Here is a 16,319-nt window from a genome sequence, read left to right on the forward strand (position 1 = left end):
GGACGCACTACGCGCCGCGAATACGCCGCGGCGCGTAGCCCGCATTTGTGCCCACGGACGGATGTCCGGCCGCATTCCGCGGCCTACCGTTCTCGCTATGACATGGAATGAGCTGGGCGCGAGCAAATTCGTGCTGCTGACGACCTACAAGAAGGACGGCACACCGGTGGGCACGCCGGTCTGGGTCGCGCCGGACGGCGACCGGATCGTCGTGTGGACCAACCCGACGACCTGGAAGGTCAAGCGCATCCGCCGCAACTCCGACGTGACGCTGCAATCCTCCGATGCCCGTGGTCGTCCCAAGGCCGGCGAAGCGTTCACCGGCACCGCGATGGTGCTCGACGCGGACGGCACGCAGCGAGTGCGCGACCTGGTCTCGCGCAAGTACGGAATCATCGGAACGTCACTCATCAAGCTGCACAAGCTGTTCCGCGGCGCCGACGGCTCCATCGGCCTCGCCATTACCCAACAGCTGGACTCCGTCGAGTAGCGACCCACTCCCACGAGTCCATCGCGTCGAAAACCTGCACCCACTCGGGGATCTGCACTCGCTTCAGGAGCCTAGAGGCAGTGCAGATCCCGAGAGTGGTTGCGGCTCAGGCGGATTCGGCGAGGCTGGCGGCGCGCCAGGTGTCGGCGAGGTCTTGGAGGGGGAGGTCGAGGGTGAGGCTCAGGGCGACGACCGTGCCGAAGGCGGGGGAGGGGAGGCGGCCGGTCTCGATCTTGCGCAGGGTCTCCGGAGAAATGCCTGCCGAGCGGGCGACCTCGATGAGGTCGCGGTCGGCGCGGGCGGCACGCAGGGCGGCGCCGAGGCGGCGGCCGGCGTCGATCTGAGCCGGGGTCAACGGGAGACGGACCATGCGATCAGGGTATTGGCGGTATTTAAATACCGCAAGCTAGCAGATAAACATGGGCATACGTAGATATGCGCATCAATCTATGCGCTCGAAATCGATCTCAACGCGCCGCACCCGTTGAGCGGGCTGAACTACCTGCCAGGATGGCCCGGGTTGGTATTAAAATACCGAATCGGCTACGTTGGTATTTTAATACCGAGATGGGAGTGGTCACATGGTGGAACTGAAGACGCCGGCCGAGATCGAACGAATGCGGATCACGGGCCAGTTCGTGGGCGAGGTGCTGGGGGAGTTGCGCGAACTCGCCCGCATCGGCGTGAACCTGCTGGAGCTGGAAGCGCACGTGCGCGAACGGATCAAGCAACGCGGCGCGCAATCCTGCTACTGGGACTACTCGCCGTCCTTCGGCCGCGGACCCTTCCGTAACACCGTCTGCCTCTCGGTCAACGACGCTGTCCTGCACGGCCTTCCGTTCGACTACGCCCTGCGCGACGGTGACGTGCTGACCATGGACCTGGCCGTCGGCATCGATGGCTGGGTCGCCGACGCGGCCACCACCATCGTGGTCGGCACCGCTGCGGAAGAAGACCTCCGCCTGATCCGCGCGACCGAGGAAGCGCTCGCCGCCGCGATCGCGGTCGCGGTGCCCGGCAACCACATCGGCGACATCTCCGCCGCGATCTCCGCCGTCGCCCGCGACTACGGCTACCCGGTGAACATGGAATTCGGCGGGCACGGACTGGGCCGCACCATGCACGAGGACCCGCACGTCGCCAACCACGGCCGCCCGGGCCGCGGTTACCGCCTGCGCCCCGGCCTGGCCATCGCCATCGAACCCTGGTTCGCCCGCACCACCGACCGCATCGTCACCGACCCCGACGGCTGGACCCTGCGCTCCGCCGACGGCTCCCGCACCGCCCACTCCGAACACACCGTCGCCATCACCGACGACGGCCCCCAGGTACTGACCAAGGTGGGATGAGTTCCGAATGTCCGAATAACCGACACCCGGATACGCTGACCTCATGACGAACACACTGGGGGCAATCGGCAAGGCCGATTACGTTCTGCTGACCACCTTCCGGAAAGACGGCACCCCCGTCGGCACCCCGGTCTGGGCCGTCGCGAACGCCGACAAGCTCTACGTGTGGACCGTCACCGACAGCTGGAAGGTCAAGCGCCTGCGCCGCAACCCCGACGTCACCGTGCAACCCTGCAACGTCACCGGCAAAACCCGCGGCGAAGTCGTCGCCGGCACCGGCCAGATCCTCGACCAGGCCGGCACCGACCGCGTCCGCAAACTCCTCATGCGCAAATACTGGCTCATGGGCCCCATCACGATCCTCGGCAGCAACCTCCGCCGCGGTAAAAAGGGCACCATCGCCATCGAGATCACCCTCGCCGCTTGACCTAGGTCGCCTGGCTCACCGAGGACATGTGGAAATCGGGGATGCGCAAGGGCGGCATAGCGGTTCGGGTGAACCAGTCTTTCCACTCGCGGGGGAGGGTGGTCTGGGTGGCGCCTGCTTCGGTGACTCGGCGGAGCAGGTCCAGGGGGCTCTCGTTGAAGCGGAAGTTGTTGACCGCGCCGGTGACTTCACCGTTTTCGATGAGGTAGACGCCGTCGCGGGTGAGGCCGGTGAGCAGCAGACTGGCGGGGTCGACCTCGCGGATGTACCAGAGCGTGGTGAGGAGTAAGCCGCGTTCGGTGCGGGCGATCATGTCGTCGAGGGTGGCGTCGGAGCCGCCGGCGAGCAGCAGGTTGCCGCCGGGAACCGTTGCGGTGGCACCGAATTCGGCGGCGGTGGCGCGAGGGTAGACGAGCGACTCGATGACGCCATCGCGTACCCAGTCGACGCGCTCGGCGGACAGTCCGTTGTCGAACACCGACATCGCTTGCGACGACGCGGATGTCGCGACGAACGGACGGTACTCGAGCCCGGCCGCGGTCGGGTCGGAGTACAGCGTCAGCGGAATGTCGGTGAGCCGCTCGCCGATTCGAGTGCCGCCGGCCCGGGAGAACGCGGTGTGCCCTTCGTGCGCGCCGCGCCCCTCCATCTCCCAGTGCAGGTAGATCATGAGATCGGCGACGGTCGAAGGCGGCATGAGGGTTTCGTACCGGCCTGCGGGCAGCTCGACCTTTCGCTTCGCCCAGTCCAGACGCCGGGACAGTTCGGTGAGCAGCCCGGGCACGTCGACATCGGCGAAGTCGCTGGTGCCTACGCCGACCCACGCGCTGGCGAGATCGCTTCCCGCGCCGCGCTTTCCGTTGATCTCCACCGAACCGGTGGGCTGCACGAACCGACGCCGCAGTCCCGTGGAGGTACCGAGCCAGGTGGTGTGCACGGTGTGATGCGCGAACCCGTAGAGCCGATCACTGCCGTCGAATCCGGTGGACAGCCCGCTGGCGAGATCGGTGAACACCTCGATCCCGGTGCTCCCCGGCGCGGCCGCCCAATCGTCAACGGGCGCATCCGGTTCCAGCAGCGGCATCGCGTCCCTGGCGGGTTCGGCGGTGCGCGCCGCCTCCTCGCTGCGCCGCACCACCGCCTCGATCTCGGTGGGATCGACGCTGGTGGACCCGATGGTTCCGACCCGCGCCGAATTCGGCCCGTCCCGGAAGATCGAGACAACGGCCCAGTCCCGCGACACCGACGACCCGTTGGTGGTCATCGAATTCCCGGCCCACCGCAGCGACGCGTCGTGCGCGTCGGTGACGATCACGATCGCCTCATCGGCCCGGGACAGCGCGAGCGCCCGCTCGACGACCTCGCCCGCAGCAATAACGGTCTGCACGGTCACTGGCCCGCCTCCGTCCGCGTGTTGAGAATGTTGATGCCGCGTACCAGCACCGACGGGCACCCGTGACTGACCGCCGCGACCTGCCCGGGTTGCGCCTTGCCGCAATTGAACGCGCCGCCGAGCTGCCAAGTCGACGGTCCGCCAACGGCTTCCATCGCGCCCCAGAAGTCGGTGGTCGTCGCCTGATACGCCACGTCGCGCAGCTGACCGTCCAGCTTCCCGTCCCGAATCCGGAAGAACCGCTGCCCGGTGAACTGGAAGTTGTAGCGCTGCATGTCGATCGACCACGACTTGTCGCCGACGATGTAGATCCCGTTGTCCACCCGCGCGATGAGTTCCGCGGTGCTGGTGTCGTTTTCGGGATCGGGTTGCAGCGAGACGTTCGCCATCCGCTGGATCGGCACGTGGTGCGGGGAGTCCGCGTAGGAGCATCCGTTGGACCGATCGAGGCCGAGCCGCGGCGCGAACACCCGATCGAGCTGGTAGCCGACCAGAATGCCGTCGCGCACCAGGTCCCAGCGCTGCCCGGCGACGCCCTCGTCGTCGTAGCCGACGCTGGCCAGCCCGTGCTCCTGGGTGCGATCACCCGTGACGTGCATGACCGGCGTGCCGTACTTCAGCGTCCCCAGCTTGTCCGGAGTCGCGAACGAGGTACCGGCATAGGCGGATTCGTAGCCGATGGCGCGGTCGTACTCGGTGGCGTGGCCGATGGATTCGTGGATGGTCAACCACAGGTTGGTCGGATCGATCACCAGGTCGGTCGGGCCGGGGGTGACGGTGGGCGCCTTGACCTTCTCGGCGAGCCACTCGGGGATCTGCGCGAGTTCGCCCTGCCAATCCCAGGTTCCGTCGGCGCCGGTGACGAACTCCCACCCGCGCCCGACCGGCGGCGCCAGCGTGCGCATGGTCTCGAACACGCCTGCCGAGGAATCGACCGTGGTCGCCTCGAGGATCGGGTGCAGCCGGACGCGCTGCTGGGTGATCGACGAACCCGCGGTGTCGGCGTAGAAGGTCTGCTCCTTCACCTGCAACACCGACGCGGTCACGTGATCCACCCCGTCGGACCCGGCCAGTCGTCCCGAATAATCCTGGAGCAGGGCGACCTTGTCGCTGGTCGACACGGTGAACGGGTCCAGGTCATAGGCCGAGACCCAGCGCACGTTGTCGTAGATCGGCTCGTCGGCGAGTTGTACCCGCTCGCGGTTGAGCGCGCGCAAGGTCGTCGCCACCGTCACCGCGCTGCGCGCCACCTCGACCGCGGTCTCCGGCGTCAGCGCGGCGTGCGAGGCGAAGCCCCAGGTGCCGTCGACGATCACCCGGACCGCGAAGCCGAGCTCCACGTTGTCGCTGATCGACTCGACCCGCCCGTCGCGCAGCCGGATCGACTGGGTGACCAGCCGATGCACCCGCAGGTCGGCATGTTCGGCGCCCGCCGCCCGCGCCGCGGTCAACGCGGCTTCGGCGAGCGCGGCCAGTGGGAGGTCGAGGAACTCGGCGTCCACATCCTTCGAAGTCGCGATGCTCACCCGGTCCAAACTAGTCGGTTCCGTCGAGCGCGGTTGCGCCCGCCCGCATTACACGCCGTGCGAGTTTGCACCGTCTGCAATCCCGCATGAAATGCCCAGCGGCACAGGGTGAAAGACCCGTGACGGGCCCCGGGAACGGCACGCGCGAAACCGCCGCCTACCGCGTCTGCCTCGCGAAATGCCGTACTGTGCCCGCCGTGCCGCCATCCGCCCTTCGTGACCGCAAACGCGAACGTACCCGCCGAGCCCTGCTCCAGGCAGCCGTAGAGCTTTTCGAGACGAGAGGCTACGAAGAGACCACGGTGGCCGACATCGCCGCGGTGGCCGATGTGGGGACTCGCACCTTCTTCAACTACTTCGCCAGCAAGGAAGAGCTACTTTTTCCGGAGACCGACGAGCGGGTGCGGGCCGCGGTGGCCGCGATCGGCAGCCGGCGACCGGGGGAGCGGCCGGTCGAGGTGCTGCTCCGGGCGTTGCGCGCGGCCGGCGACAATCCCGGTGAGCATCTCGTCGACGATCTGAACGCGCGGATCGCCGCGTTGCGCGCGCAGGTTTCGCGCACGGTGCCGTCGGTGAGTGGCCGGGCCGCGCACGCGCAGCTGGTCGCGCAGCGCGAGATCGCCCGTCAGCTGCACATCGCGTTCCCGAACGAGCTGGACGAGGTCGGCGCCGCGGCGCTGGTCGGTGCGGTCGTCGGCGCGGTGTCGGGCGCGCTGACCGTGTTGTTCCAGCAGCCGATCAACGGCGCGGAGGACGGGGAGCGGCTGCACCGGCGCATCCACGAGACCACCTCGCGGGTGCTGAAGCCGTGGCTGGCCTCGCAGGTCGAGACCCGCGGCTGATCAGCCGAACTGCTGCCAGCCCAGCCGCAGCACCATCCCGATGACCACCACCAGCAACACGACGCGCACGAACTTCGCGCCGTTGCGCAATGCCATGTGCGAGCCGACGATCGCGCCGGCGATGTTGCCGACCGCCATGGCCGCGCCGAGCGCCCAGATGATGTGGCCGGTCGCGCCGAAGAAGATGAGCGCGCCGATATTGGAGCCGCAGTTGATCACCTTCGCCATCGCCGCCGCGCGGACGAACTCGGTGCCGAGCAGAGTGGCGAAGGTGATGATCAGGAAGGTGCCGGTGCCCGGGCCGAGCAGTCCGTCGTAGAGGCCGATCAGGCCCGCGGCCAGCGCGATGGTGAGGATGAACTTGCGCCGCGTCGGCGGGTGCGTGGCCAGGGTGACGCCGATCGACGGCCGCAGCGTGACGAACACCGCGACCGAGACCAGCACCACCATCACGATCGGGACGAACAGCTCGCGATCGATCAAAGACACTGCCGCAGCGCCGATTCCGGCCGTGACCGCCGCGATCGCCGCCGCCGGCAGCAGGACCCGCCAGCGCAGCGGCACTTTCCGGGCGAAGGTCACCACCGAGGCGCCGGTGCCCGCGACCGCGGCCAGCTTGTTGGTGCCGAGCGCGGTCTGCGGCGCGATCGTCGGCGCGACCAGGAACAGCGTCGGCAGAATGATCAATCCGCCGCCCCCGACCACCGCGTCCACCCAGCCCGCGGCCGTCGCCGCGGTCAACAACACCACCCAATCACCGATCTGCACACCGGCCACCCAACCAGACTGGATGTCCGATACCAGACAGCAGTCCAGTATCGCCGCACCACTTCTGATTTCCCGCACCGAAAATCGCATGCAAATTTCGGTGCGGGAACTCAGAAGTGGTGCGGCTGCGTGGGTGTTGTCGCTGGTCGCTTTAGGGTGGTCGACATGCGTCGGTTCAGTTTGTGGCTTCGGGGGAAGCCCATCGTTGCGGATTCGATGCTGGCGCTTGTTTTGCTGGTGCTCGAGGTGCTCGGGCTGACCAATGCGGAGAACAAGGCTGCGGCGGCGGCGATCGGGATCTTCATTCCGTTGCCGATCGTGTTCCGGCGGGTGTATCCGCGGGCGATGGCGGTGGCCACGCTGCTGCTGTCGTTCACCGTGACCGCGGTGCAGTATGTGGTGGACGACGAGAAGGTCGAGCACATCACGCTGTTCAGCCTCGGCATCATGCTGTACACGCTGGTCGCCTATGTCGGGCGGCGCGAGGGGCTGTGGTTCGGGGCGGGGCTGGTGGCCGACAGTGGGCTGTCGACGGCGGCTGGCGTGGTCAGCCCCAGCGATCTCATCTTCACCGCGATGTTCTTCGCCCTGTGCTGGACGCTGGCCGAATTCATCGGCGCGCGACACGCTTACGACACCGAGGTCGCGGCCCGGCTCGCGGTCGCCGACTACGACAAGGAGCGGCGCGCGCACGACGCGGTCTCCGCCGAACGCACCCGCATCGCGCGTGAGTTGCACGACGTGGTCGCGCACGCGGTCAGCGTCATCATCGTGCAGGCCGACGGCGCGCGCTACGCGTTGCGCCGCGACCCCGATGCCGCCGAACAGGCGCTCGGCACGATCGCCGGCACCGGCCGCGAGGCGCTGCGCGAACTGCGCCGGACCGTCGCGCTGCTGCGCACCGAACACGCCGCCGACCAACTGCCGCAGCACGGCACCGCCGGTCTGGCCAAGGTGGTCGAGATGATGCGCGGCACCGGCCTGGCCGTCGAACTGGAACTGACCGGCGAACTGGACGACATCGCCCCCGAGGTCAGCCTCGGCGTGCACCGCATCGTGCAGGAATCGCTCACCAACACCCTGCGCCACGCGGGACCGCACCCGAAGGCGTGGGTGCAGGTCCGTCGGCGCGACACCGACGTCACCATCGACATCACCGACACCGGCGGCGTCCCCCTCGACGAACCCGCCGTCCGCATCAAGGGCGGCGGCATGGGCCTGGTCGGCATGCGCGAACGCATCGCGGTCCTCGGCGGCACCCTGGAAACCGGCCGTTCACCCGACGGTGCCTGGCGCGTCCAAGCCACCATCCCCTTGGAGCCTGGTCTCCCGGAGTAGGCGCTCCGCGCGTGTAGCGCATGTATTTGCCTGGTGCGTACGAAATTGTCGGCTGGTTCGTGCGCGGCTGGCGAAATGGTGCGCGGCGGGCCGGGTGAGGCGCGGGGGCGGGCACGTTAGATTAGGGGCGTGCCGATCACCGTTCTCGTTGTGGATGACCAGGAACTCATGCGTATGGGGCTGAAGATGGTCCTCGGAGCGCACCCGGACATCGAGGTGATCGGGGAGGCGGCGAACGGGGCGGCCGCGGTCAGCCGGGCGGCGGAGTTGCGGCCGGACGTGGTGTTGATGGACGTGCGGATGCCCGTGGTGGACGGGGTCACCGCGACCATGCGGATCGTCGAGGCCGGGCACGGCTGCCGGGTTCTGGTGATGACCACGTTCGATCTCGACGAGCACGCGCTCGGCGCGTTGCGGGCCGGTGCGAGCGGGTTCCTGTTGAAGGACACGCCGCCGGAGGATCTGATCTCCGCTATCCGCAGCGTCGCGGCGGGGGATGCGGTGGTGTCGCCGAAGGTGACCAAGCGGCTGCTGGATCGTCTCATTGCCGAGGATCCGGCGCGGATGCGTGATCCGGGGGTGCTCGATGTGCTCACCGCGCGCGAACGGGAAGTGCTGGAGCAGATCGCCGCTGGTCGTTCGAATGCCGAAATCGCCGAGCAGCTCTACCTTTCCGAGGCGACGGTGAAGACACATGTGGGCCGGGTGCTGACGAAACTCGGTCTGCGCGACCGGGTTCAGGCCGTGGTGCTGGCGTATGAGACCGGGCTGGTCCGTCCCGGCGGCTGAGCTACCGCTCGAGCCAGATCTGAGGTCGCATCCGCTTGGTGCGGCCTCTTTCGTTGATTGGCCAGCCGATAAATCGCCCTGAACAGGGGTTTCTGCACGTTGTGACCCAACGAACATGTTCGTAACGAACATGTTCGTTATAGTGAACTCATGCCGACAGAGCCACAGAAACCGCGTAGCCGCCGTGAACGACCGGCGAAACCCGCGCTGACCCGGCCCGGCATCATCGCGACGGCCATTCGGTTGATGCGGGCCGAAGGTCTGGAGCGAGTCACCATGCGCCGCCTCGCGGCCGAGTTGGATACCGGACCCGCCTCGCTCTACGTGTACGTCCGCAACACCGCCGAACTGCACGCCGCGGTCCTCGACGACATGCTCGCCGCCGTCGATCTCGCTCCGGTCGACGCCCCGGGCGACTGGCAGGGCCGGCTGGTCCAGTTGCTCACCTCGTACACGATGGTGCTCTACGAGAACCCCGGCCTCGGGCAATCCGCGCTGGTCGCCCGCCCGTCCGGCCCCGGCTACCTGAACCTGCTCGAAGCGATCCTCGCGCTGCTGAACCAGGGCGGCCTGCCCGACGACCGCGCGGCCTGGCTCTGCGACGTCCTGTTGCAGTACGCCACCGCGAACGCCGCCGAACACGCCACCCGGGACCGCGGCACCGACCTCGAACGCGACACCGACGCACTCGTCGCCGCCATTCGCACCGCCTCGGCCGAAACCCACCCCAGGATCGCCACTTTGGGCGACGAACTGCTGTCCGGCCCCGGCTCGGACCGCCTCGCCTGGGGCTTCCATCTACTCATCAACGGCGCAGTACACACACCGCGCCCCACCCGTTAGGGGAATGCCATGTCGCAACACCATCCCATCGCCGTGATCGGCGCCGGCCTCAGCGGTCTCGTGCTCGCCCGCATCCTGCACGTGCACGGAATATCAACGGCCGTCTACGAACTCGACGCCGCACCGGACGCCCGCAACCAAGGCGGCATGCTCGACATGCATGTCGAATCGGGTCAGGCCGCACTGCGTGCCGCGGGCCTGTTCCAGGAATTCCGCGCGCTCGTGCATGTCGGCGGCGAGGAAATGCACATCATCGACAAGCACGGCAACGTCCGCATGCAGGCAGACGGCGGCGACGGCGACCGGCCCGAGATCGACCGCAACGACCTGCGTCGCTTGCTGCTGAACTCGTTGCCCGACAATACGATTCGCTGGGGCGCAAAGGTAGTCGACGCGCGTGCCCTGGGCGACGGACGGCACGAAGTCACCCTCGCCGACGGCACCACCTTCACCACCGACCTGCTGATCGGCGCGGACGGCGCCTGGTCCAAGATCCGCCCGCTGCTGTCCACTGCCACCCCGGCCTACACCGGCATCTCCTTCGTCGAGTGCGACTTCCCCGACGCCGCCACCCGGAACCCGGCCGTGGCCGAATTGGCCGGCGGCGGAATGATGTTCGCCCTCGCCGATCGCAAAGGCATGCTCGGCCACCGGGAAACCGACGGTTCCGTGCACACCTACGTCGCCTTCGCCGCGCCGGCGGACTGGCTGGACAGCATCGACTTCACCGATACACCGGCGGCCAAAGCCCAAGTCCTGCAACACTTCCAGGACTGGGACGACCGACTCCGCGCGCTGATCGCCGACGCCGAGGGCCCACTCGTTCCGCGCCTGATCCACGCCCTGCCGATCGGCCACAGCTGGGACCGCGTCCGCGGCGTGACCCTGATCGGCGACGCCGCCCACCTCATGTCACCGTTCGCGGGCGAAGGCGCCAACCTCGCCATGCTCGACGCCGCCGAACTCGCCGCTGCGCTCGTGAACTATCCCGATCTCGAGCAGGCCCTGCGTGCCTACGAAGAACCCCTCTTCCCCCGCAGCGCCGAACTGGCCACCGAATCCGCCGCCAACCAGGACCTGATGTTCGGCCCGGACGCGCTGGACAAGCTGCTGGCCCAGATGAGTTCCTACGGTGAACCGGCGGCCTGAGCAGGATCTCAGCGGGCTCTCAGGCGGATTCGGGAGAAAATTCGCGCCGCCGGGCGTTGCACAGGGTAGATCGTCCGAAAGGATCGCCATGCCCGCCCTAGTATTCGTCCTGTACGTGATCACCGAGATCATCGCACTGGTCGCCGTCGGCCAGTGGCTCGGTGTGATTCCCGCCATCCTGCTGCTGATCGCCGGATCCGCCGCGGGCATGCTGCTGATCGGTTCGCAGGGCCGGCGCGTGTTCGAGCAGTTCCGCCGCGCCGGCCGCGGCGAGATCCCGCCGGGCACCGCGGTCGCCGACGGCGCGCTGGTCGCCGCGGGCGGGTTCCTGATGTTCGTGCCCGGCTTGGTCACCTCGCTGTTCGGCCTGTTGCTGCTGTTGCCGCCGACGCGGATGCTGGTGCGGCCGGTGGTGGCCGCGTTCGCCGCGCGCCGGATCGGCAAGATGGCCGCGGCGATGCCGTATCGCGGCGTGGTGATCGACGGTGGCGAAGTCGTCGACGGTGTCGTCGTGCAGCAGTGGTACGACGACGGCCAGGGCAACGCTCGCCGCGCGATTACCAAGCCATAGTTTCGCTATTACCAACGGGTAGTAAAGGCGCGCGGGCGCGCTAGGGATTCCGTGCGAAACAGGGCTATGGTGGCGCGATGGCCACCGAGCAACTCACCATCACGGTGAGCGAGGAGCTAGCCGCAGCGGTCAAGAAAGCCGCGGCAGCTGCCGGACAGTCGATTTCTGGTTTCACCGCGGCGGCGCTGCGGTTGGAGCTCATCGCCGTCGAAGCAGGTTGTCGGTCCGGCTCGCACCTAGGTGCGAGCCAGTTCGCCGAAGTGATGACGGTGCTGGCGTGCCTTGAGGACACGGCCCCGTATCCGGTATTGAACGGCTGACCTGAAAGCCTGAATCCGGCATACGGCAGACTGGTCTCTCGTGAGAACCCAGTTGCTGATCGGCGGTCGTTTCTACAGTTCCAGTTCCCCCGACGCGACAGCGATGGCGGTGACCGACGGAACCGTGGTGTGGCTGGGCGCCGAGCAACCGGGGCGTGCGCTGCATCCGGATGCCGAGATCATCGAACTGGACGGCGCGTTCGTCGCGCCGGCCTTCGTAGATCCGCACGTGCACGTCACCGCGCTGGGACTGAAACTCACCGGACTCGACCTGTCCGTGGCGCGTTCGCTCGAGCATTGCCTGACGCTGCTGCGCGACTTCGCCGCGGCCCGCCCCGACGGCGCCATCCTCGGTGACGGCTGGGACGAGACCACCTGGCCCGAAGGCCGCCCGCCCACGATCGAAGAGATCGACAAGGCCGCGGGCGGTCGGCACGTGTACCTGTCCCGGGTGGACGCGCACTCGGCCGTGGTGTCCTCGGCCCTGCTCGACGCCATGCCGCAGGTAACCACCGCCGACGGCTACACCCGCGGCGAACCGGTCCGCGCCACCGCGCACCACCTGGTCCGCACCACCGTGCTCGCGGAACTCGATCGGGCACAACGGGATCGAGCCAGAACCGCCGCGCTGGACCACGCCGCCGCGCACGGCATCGTCGCGGTGCACGAATGCGCGGGCCCGGAAATCTCCGGCCGCACCGACATTCGCGAACTGCTCGACTTCCGGCACGGCGTCGAGGTGCGCGCCTACTGGGGCGAGGCGGTCGGCAGCGCTGAGGAAGCCCGCGCCCTGATCGCCGAACTCGGCGTGCACGCGCTCGGCGGCGACCTGTTCGTCGACGGCTCCATCGGCTCCCACACCGCGTGGCTGCGCGACCACTACGCCGACGCACCGGGCACCGGCCGCGCCTACCTCGACGCCGACGCCATCGCCGCGCACGTCCGCGCCTGCACCGAAGCCGGCATCCAGGCCGGCTTCCACGTGATCGGCGACGCCGCCATGGACGCGATCATCGCCGGATTCGACCGGGTGGTCGGCGAATTCGGCGGCCCCGCCGTCGCCGCCCGCGGCCACCGCGTCGAACACGCCGAACTCCTCGACGCCGACCAGATCGCCAAACTGGCCTCCTGGGGTGTAATCGCCAGCGTCCAACCGGGATTCGACGCGGCCTGGGGCGGACCCGACGGCATGTACGCCGCCCGCCTCGGCGCCGACCGTGCCGCCACCCTGAATCCCTTCGCCGCCATGGCCTCCGCGGGCATCTCCCTGGCCATCGGCTCCGACGCCCCGGTCACCCCGCTCGACCCGTGGTCCGCCGTCCGCGCCGCTGCCAACCACCACACCCCCGGCCATTCCCTCTCCCCGCGTGCCGCTTTCGCCGCCGCCACCCGAGGGGCCTGGCGTGCAGGCGGCGTCCGCGACGGCATCGCCGGCACCCTCGTCCCCGGCGCCCCCGCCTCCTACGCCATCTGGGACGCCGACGACCTAGTCGTCGCAGCAGCAGCCGACACCGTCCAACGCTGGTCCACCGACCCCCGCTCCCGCGTCCCCGGACTCCCTCCGCTGACACCGGATTCAGCCCTGCCTGCTTGCCTGCGCACCGTCCACCGGGGAACCACCATCTATGAAGCGTGACCGCTCCGCCCAGCTGCCTGGGGTGCGTCGCGAACCTCCGGCCTTCGGCAATGTTCCGACGGGACGCGAGTGGGCCATTGCGGACACTGGTGGGCAGGCCGCAGCACGCCCGAACGAAAACAGCGGAGGGTTGACCGCGTGGGTGTCGGACTTACCGCGGCATAGCGATGCGACCGAATTCGTCGGTGCGACAACGGTCATCGTCAGCGCTGGTTCGACGGACCTCGGGGAAGCCAGTGCTGGTGGGCACGCCGATGGAAGCTCGAGCGAGGGCCGTGCGGGGTTGAGCGCGTGGGCGCGGGATATACCGCGGCACAGCGGTGCGGCCGAATTCGTCAGCGTGACACCGGTCGTCGTCGGCGATGTGTCGATGGGCCGTGCGGCGGCCGTTGTGAGTGCTGGTGGACAAGCCGAGAGCTCGGGCGAAGGCCGTGCAGAGTTGAGCGCGTGGGCGCGGGACTTATCGCAGGGTAGTGGTGCGGCCAAATTCCTGGTCGTCGTCGGCGGAGTGTCGACCAGTCGTGTGTGGACCATTTCGGGCGGCGATAGGCGTTCGGGAGCGGCATCGATGCGAGGGCGAGTTGGGCTGCGCGGCTATCGAATTCGCCGGGATCGGCGTGACATTGCAACACCGGGGAATCGCGGCGGACGCCGCTCTATCGCATGGGAAGGCGACCACTCGTGGTGCGTGAACGACTCTCGGCTGTGGTGAGCCGGTATCCGGTGCTGTGGCGATCTGTCGCGGCGATTGTGGCCGGGCTCTTGCTGTTCGGGAGTTTCCCGCCGCGGCCGTGGTGGTTCCTTGCGCCAGTGGGGATTACGGTACTCACGCTGATCGTGCGGGACTGCGGGCGGTTGCGCAGTGGGTTCGGGTATGGATTCCTAGCTGGGCTGGCGTTTTTCGTTCCGTTGTTGCCGTGGACCGGGATCTATGTCGGGCCGGTACCGTGGCTGGCGTTGTCCACGGTATGCGCGGTGTACATCGGGCTGTTCGGGCTGATGTCGCGGCTGGTGGGCCGGTTGCCCGGTTGGCCGCTGTGGGTGGCTTTGGCGTGGGCGACGGCCGAATGGGTGCGGTCGAGTTTTCCGTTCGGCGGATTTCCGTGGGGCCGTTTGGCATTCGGGCAAGCCGACGGATGGTTCCTCTCGCTGGCCTCGATCGGTGGCGCACCGATGGTCAGTTTCGCCGTGGCGCTCACCGGAACCGGTGCGGCGGCACTGATTCTGGCCGTGCGATCGGCGCGCGCGGGTGCGTCCGCGACTACGCCAGTCAGCTCGGATGGCGTCGGCCAGAAGCCGCACGGTGCCGCTTCGACGGAAGACGCATCGATGCGGGGTAGCGCCGCCGAGAGTGTGGACAACCCCTCGGCAGCGGCCGATCGCGATTCATCGGATGCGCGTCGCGCCGTGGCCGATCAACGGCGCGCGTCCACTCCGCGAACCGCGTTCGCCACCGCCGCAGCGGCTTTGATCATCATGCCGATCGCCGGTCTGCTCCTGAGCACGACGCTGCCCGACCCGGACCAGGGCGACCGCACGATCACCGTCGCCGCGATCCAGGGCAGCGTTCCGCGTCTCGGTCTCGACTTCAATGCTCAACGCCGTGCCGTCCTGGACAACCACGTCCGCCGCACCAAGGAACTGGCCCGCGCGGTGGAAGCGGGCCAGGCGAAGAAGCCGGATGTGGTGATCTGGCCGGAGAATTCGTCCGATATCGATCCCCTGCGCAACGCCGACGCCGCCGCGATCATCACCGAGGCTTCCGAGCAGATCGGCGCGCCCATCCTGGTCGGTGCGGTGCTGGTGAACAGCGATCGCACCACCACCAACTCCGTCATCGTCTGGAACGGCGCGGCGGGTCCGGGGGAGCGGCACGACAAGAAGATCATCCAGCCGTTCGGCGAGTACCTGCCGATGCGCTCCTTCTTCCGCCTGTTCTCCGAATACGCCGATCGCGCCGGATATTTCGTGCCCGGCCACGGCGACGGCGTGGTGCGCGCCGACGGCGTCGACATCGGCGTCGCGACCTGCTACGAGGTCGCCTTCGACCGCGCCTTCGAGGACGCGATGCGCGCGGGCGCCCAGCTGCTCACCGTGCCGACGAACAACGCGACCTTCGGCGACAGCGAGATGACCTATCAGCAGCTGGCCATGTCCCGGATCCGGGCGGTCGAACACGGCCGCGCCCTCGTCGTCGCGGCCACCTCCGGGGTGAGTGCGATCATCGCCGCCGACGGCAGCGTGGAGCAGGAGACGCCGCAGTTCATCCCCGCCGCTTTGGTCGCCGATCTGCCCCTGCGAACCAGCAACACCGTCGCGACTCGGGTCGGTCCGGCGCCGGAGCGCGTCTTCGTCGCGCTGACCGTCGCAGCGTTGGTGGCCGGGGTGGTGGTCCGGCGTCGGCGCTCTCGAACCGAGGAGACGACCGACCGGAACGCCGAGATCGGACAATCCGTCTCCTGACGGCGGCGATACCAGACCGGACACCCGGTATTTTCTGTGGCATCTGTAGCCGAATTGTGATGTAGCGCAATATTCGCCGAGTCGCGTGGGGTACGCGGGCGTTTTCTTGTCGCGTCACCTATCTTCCTGGCGTTTCCCTCGTGCAATGCGCCCAAATCGCCCAGTTCGCGACGATGTAGCTGCCAAAATCACGACCCGCCAACGGCGTTGGATGTGAAACAAATCCAACTCGTCGGCAATCCGCCCGTTCTAACGCTCCGAATCTAAAGGCGTAGATCACGTCCGTGGTCGGCGCCTGCGCGCCGGCCGTGTGGCGATGCACGTGGAGTTGCTTCAACAGCTGCGGAACGGAGTGATTGATGAGTTCATTGGCCACGGATCGCGTCGACCAATGTTCATCCGGCGAATTTTCGGC

At 68.1% G+C, this 16,319-nt stretch carries 16 protein-coding genes; 12 read left to right on the top strand and 4 right to left on the bottom strand.

Annotated elements, in window-relative coordinates; all coding sequences use genetic code 11:
• The first annotated feature begins 97 nt into the window (after positions 1–97).
• Entirely contained in the window at positions 98–490 is a 393-nt protein-coding gene (locus F3087_RS25935) for a PPOX class F420-dependent oxidoreductase (RefSeq protein ID WP_150404631.1), read from the top strand.
• A gap of 106 nt (positions 491–596) precedes the next feature.
• On the opposite strand, the gene F3087_RS25940 is transcribed toward F3087_RS25935, so the two are convergent.
• On the bottom strand, positions 597–860 hold the full coding sequence (locus F3087_RS25940) for a helix-turn-helix domain-containing protein (protein WP_150404632.1): 264 nt from the start codon (positions 858–860) through the stop codon (positions 597–599).
• Positions 861–1,071: 211 nt separating this feature from the next.
• Here F3087_RS25940 and map point away from each other — a divergent pair, with 211 nt between their 5' ends.
• Together map and F3087_RS25950 are read left to right on the top strand one after the other, a co-directional pair.
• Entirely contained in the window at positions 1,072–1,839 is a 768-nt protein-coding gene (gene map, locus F3087_RS25945) for a type I methionyl aminopeptidase (protein ID WP_150404633.1), read from the top strand.
• Between the two features lie 43 nt (positions 1,840–1,882).
• Complete coding sequence (locus F3087_RS25950; RefSeq protein ID WP_150404634.1) at positions 1,883–2,266, top strand: PPOX class F420-dependent oxidoreductase; 384 nt, start codon at positions 1,883–1,885, stop codon at positions 2,264–2,266.
• A 1-nt stretch (position 2,267) separates the two neighbouring features.
• Here F3087_RS25950 and F3087_RS25955 read toward each other — a convergent pair whose 3' ends face one another.
• Positions 2,268–3,659 (bottom strand): metallopeptidase TldD-related protein, encoded by a 1,392-nt coding sequence (locus tag F3087_RS25955; protein WP_150404635.1) that lies wholly within the window; start codon positions 3,657–3,659, stop codon positions 2,268–2,270.
• Positions 3,656–5,185: a TldD/PmbA family protein gene (locus tag F3087_RS25960; RefSeq protein WP_150404636.1), complete on the bottom strand. Its 1,530-nt coding sequence runs from the start codon at positions 5,183–5,185 to the stop codon at positions 3,656–3,658. The genes F3087_RS25955 and F3087_RS25960 overlap by 4 nt, the downstream gene beginning before the upstream one ends.
• 197 nt (positions 5,186–5,382) lie before the next feature.
• Between F3087_RS25960 and F3087_RS25965 the strand changes: the two genes are divergently transcribed.
• A complete protein-coding gene (locus F3087_RS25965) occupies positions 5,383–6,027 on the top strand; it encodes a TetR/AcrR family transcriptional regulator (RefSeq protein WP_223885335.1) in 645 nt (214 codons plus the stop codon).
• Here the strand turns inward: F3087_RS25965 and F3087_RS25970 are convergent, their stop codons facing one another.
• On the bottom strand, positions 6,028–6,795 hold the full coding sequence (locus F3087_RS25970; RefSeq protein WP_150404857.1) for a TSUP family transporter: 768 nt from the start codon (positions 6,793–6,795) through the stop codon (positions 6,028–6,030). It lies immediately after the preceding gene.
• Positions 6,796–6,960: 165 nt separating this feature from the next.
• On the opposite strand from F3087_RS25970, the gene F3087_RS25975 reads away from it, so the two are divergent.
• From F3087_RS25975 to lnt, 8 genes are all read left to right on the top strand, one after another.
• Positions 6,961–8,133: a sensor histidine kinase gene (locus F3087_RS25975; RefSeq protein ID WP_150404637.1), complete on the top strand. Its 1,173-nt coding sequence runs from the start codon at positions 6,961–6,963 to the stop codon at positions 8,131–8,133.
• Positions 8,134–8,262: 129 nt separating this feature from the next.
• Entirely contained in the window at positions 8,263–8,922 is a 660-nt protein-coding gene (locus F3087_RS25980) for a response regulator (protein ID WP_150404638.1), read from the top strand.
• A gap of 150 nt (positions 8,923–9,072) precedes the next feature.
• The gene (locus F3087_RS25985) at positions 9,073–9,765 is read left to right on the top strand and encodes a TetR/AcrR family transcriptional regulator (RefSeq protein ID WP_150404639.1); all 693 of its coding nucleotides are present in this window, start codon (positions 9,073–9,075) and stop codon (positions 9,763–9,765) included.
• Between the two features lie 9 nt (positions 9,766–9,774).
• Positions 9,775–10,914 carry an FAD-dependent oxidoreductase gene (locus F3087_RS25990; RefSeq protein ID WP_150404640.1) on the top strand — a complete coding sequence of 380 codons (1,140 nt, stop codon included), beginning with the start codon at positions 9,775–9,777 and terminating at the stop codon, positions 10,912–10,914.
• Positions 10,915–11,002: 88 nt separating this feature from the next.
• The gene (locus tag F3087_RS25995; protein ID WP_150404641.1) at positions 11,003–11,485 is read left to right on the top strand and encodes an FxsA family protein; all 483 of its coding nucleotides are present in this window, start codon (positions 11,003–11,005) and stop codon (positions 11,483–11,485) included.
• Positions 11,486–11,562: 77 nt separating this feature from the next.
• Positions 11,563–11,805 carry a ribbon-helix-helix protein, CopG family gene (locus tag F3087_RS26000; RefSeq protein ID WP_150404642.1) on the top strand — a complete coding sequence of 81 codons (243 nt, stop codon included), beginning with the start codon at positions 11,563–11,565 and terminating at the stop codon, positions 11,803–11,805.
• 40 nt (positions 11,806–11,845) lie between these two features.
• A complete protein-coding gene (locus F3087_RS26005) occupies positions 11,846–13,441 on the top strand; it encodes an amidohydrolase (RefSeq protein ID WP_150404643.1) in 1,596 nt (531 codons plus the stop codon).
• 663 nt (positions 13,442–14,104) lie between these two features.
• On the top strand, positions 14,105–15,904 hold the full coding sequence (gene lnt / locus F3087_RS26010) for an apolipoprotein N-acyltransferase (protein ID WP_150404644.1): 1,800 nt from the start codon (positions 14,105–14,107) through the stop codon (positions 15,902–15,904).
• Positions 15,905–16,319: the final 415 nt, after the last annotated feature.

The sequence above is a fragment of the Nocardia colli genome (genome assembly GCF_008704205.1).
Lineage (GTDB): Bacteria > Actinomycetota > Actinomycetes > Mycobacteriales > Mycobacteriaceae > Nocardia > Nocardia colli.

Coding starts and splice junctions, on each gene's coding strand:
- F3087_RS25975 (WP_150404637.1), top strand. CDS start 6,961: ATGCGTCGGTTCAGTTTGTGGCTTCGGGGGAAGCCCATCGTTGCGGAT.
- F3087_RS25940 (WP_150404632.1), bottom strand. CDS start 860: ATGGTCCGTCTCCCGTTGACCCCGGCTCAGATCGACGCCGGCCGCCGC.
- F3087_RS25935 (WP_150404631.1), top strand. CDS start 98: ATGACATGGAATGAGCTGGGCGCGAGCAAATTCGTGCTGCTGACGACC.
- F3087_RS25985 (WP_150404639.1), top strand. CDS start 9,073: ATGCCGACAGAGCCACAGAAACCGCGTAGCCGCCGTGAACGACCGGCG.
- map (WP_150404633.1), top strand. CDS start 1,072: ATGGTGGAACTGAAGACGCCGGCCGAGATCGAACGAATGCGGATCACG.
- F3087_RS25990 (WP_150404640.1), top strand. CDS start 9,775: ATGTCGCAACACCATCCCATCGCCGTGATCGGCGCCGGCCTCAGCGGT.
- F3087_RS25995 (WP_150404641.1), top strand. CDS start 11,003: ATGCCCGCCCTAGTATTCGTCCTGTACGTGATCACCGAGATCATCGCA.
- lnt (WP_150404644.1), top strand. CDS start 14,105: ATGGGAAGGCGACCACTCGTGGTGCGTGAACGACTCTCGGCTGTGGTG.
- F3087_RS25950 (WP_150404634.1), top strand. CDS start 1,883: ATGACGAACACACTGGGGGCAATCGGCAAGGCCGATTACGTTCTGCTG.
- F3087_RS26000 (WP_150404642.1), top strand. CDS start 11,563: ATGGCCACCGAGCAACTCACCATCACGGTGAGCGAGGAGCTAGCCGCA.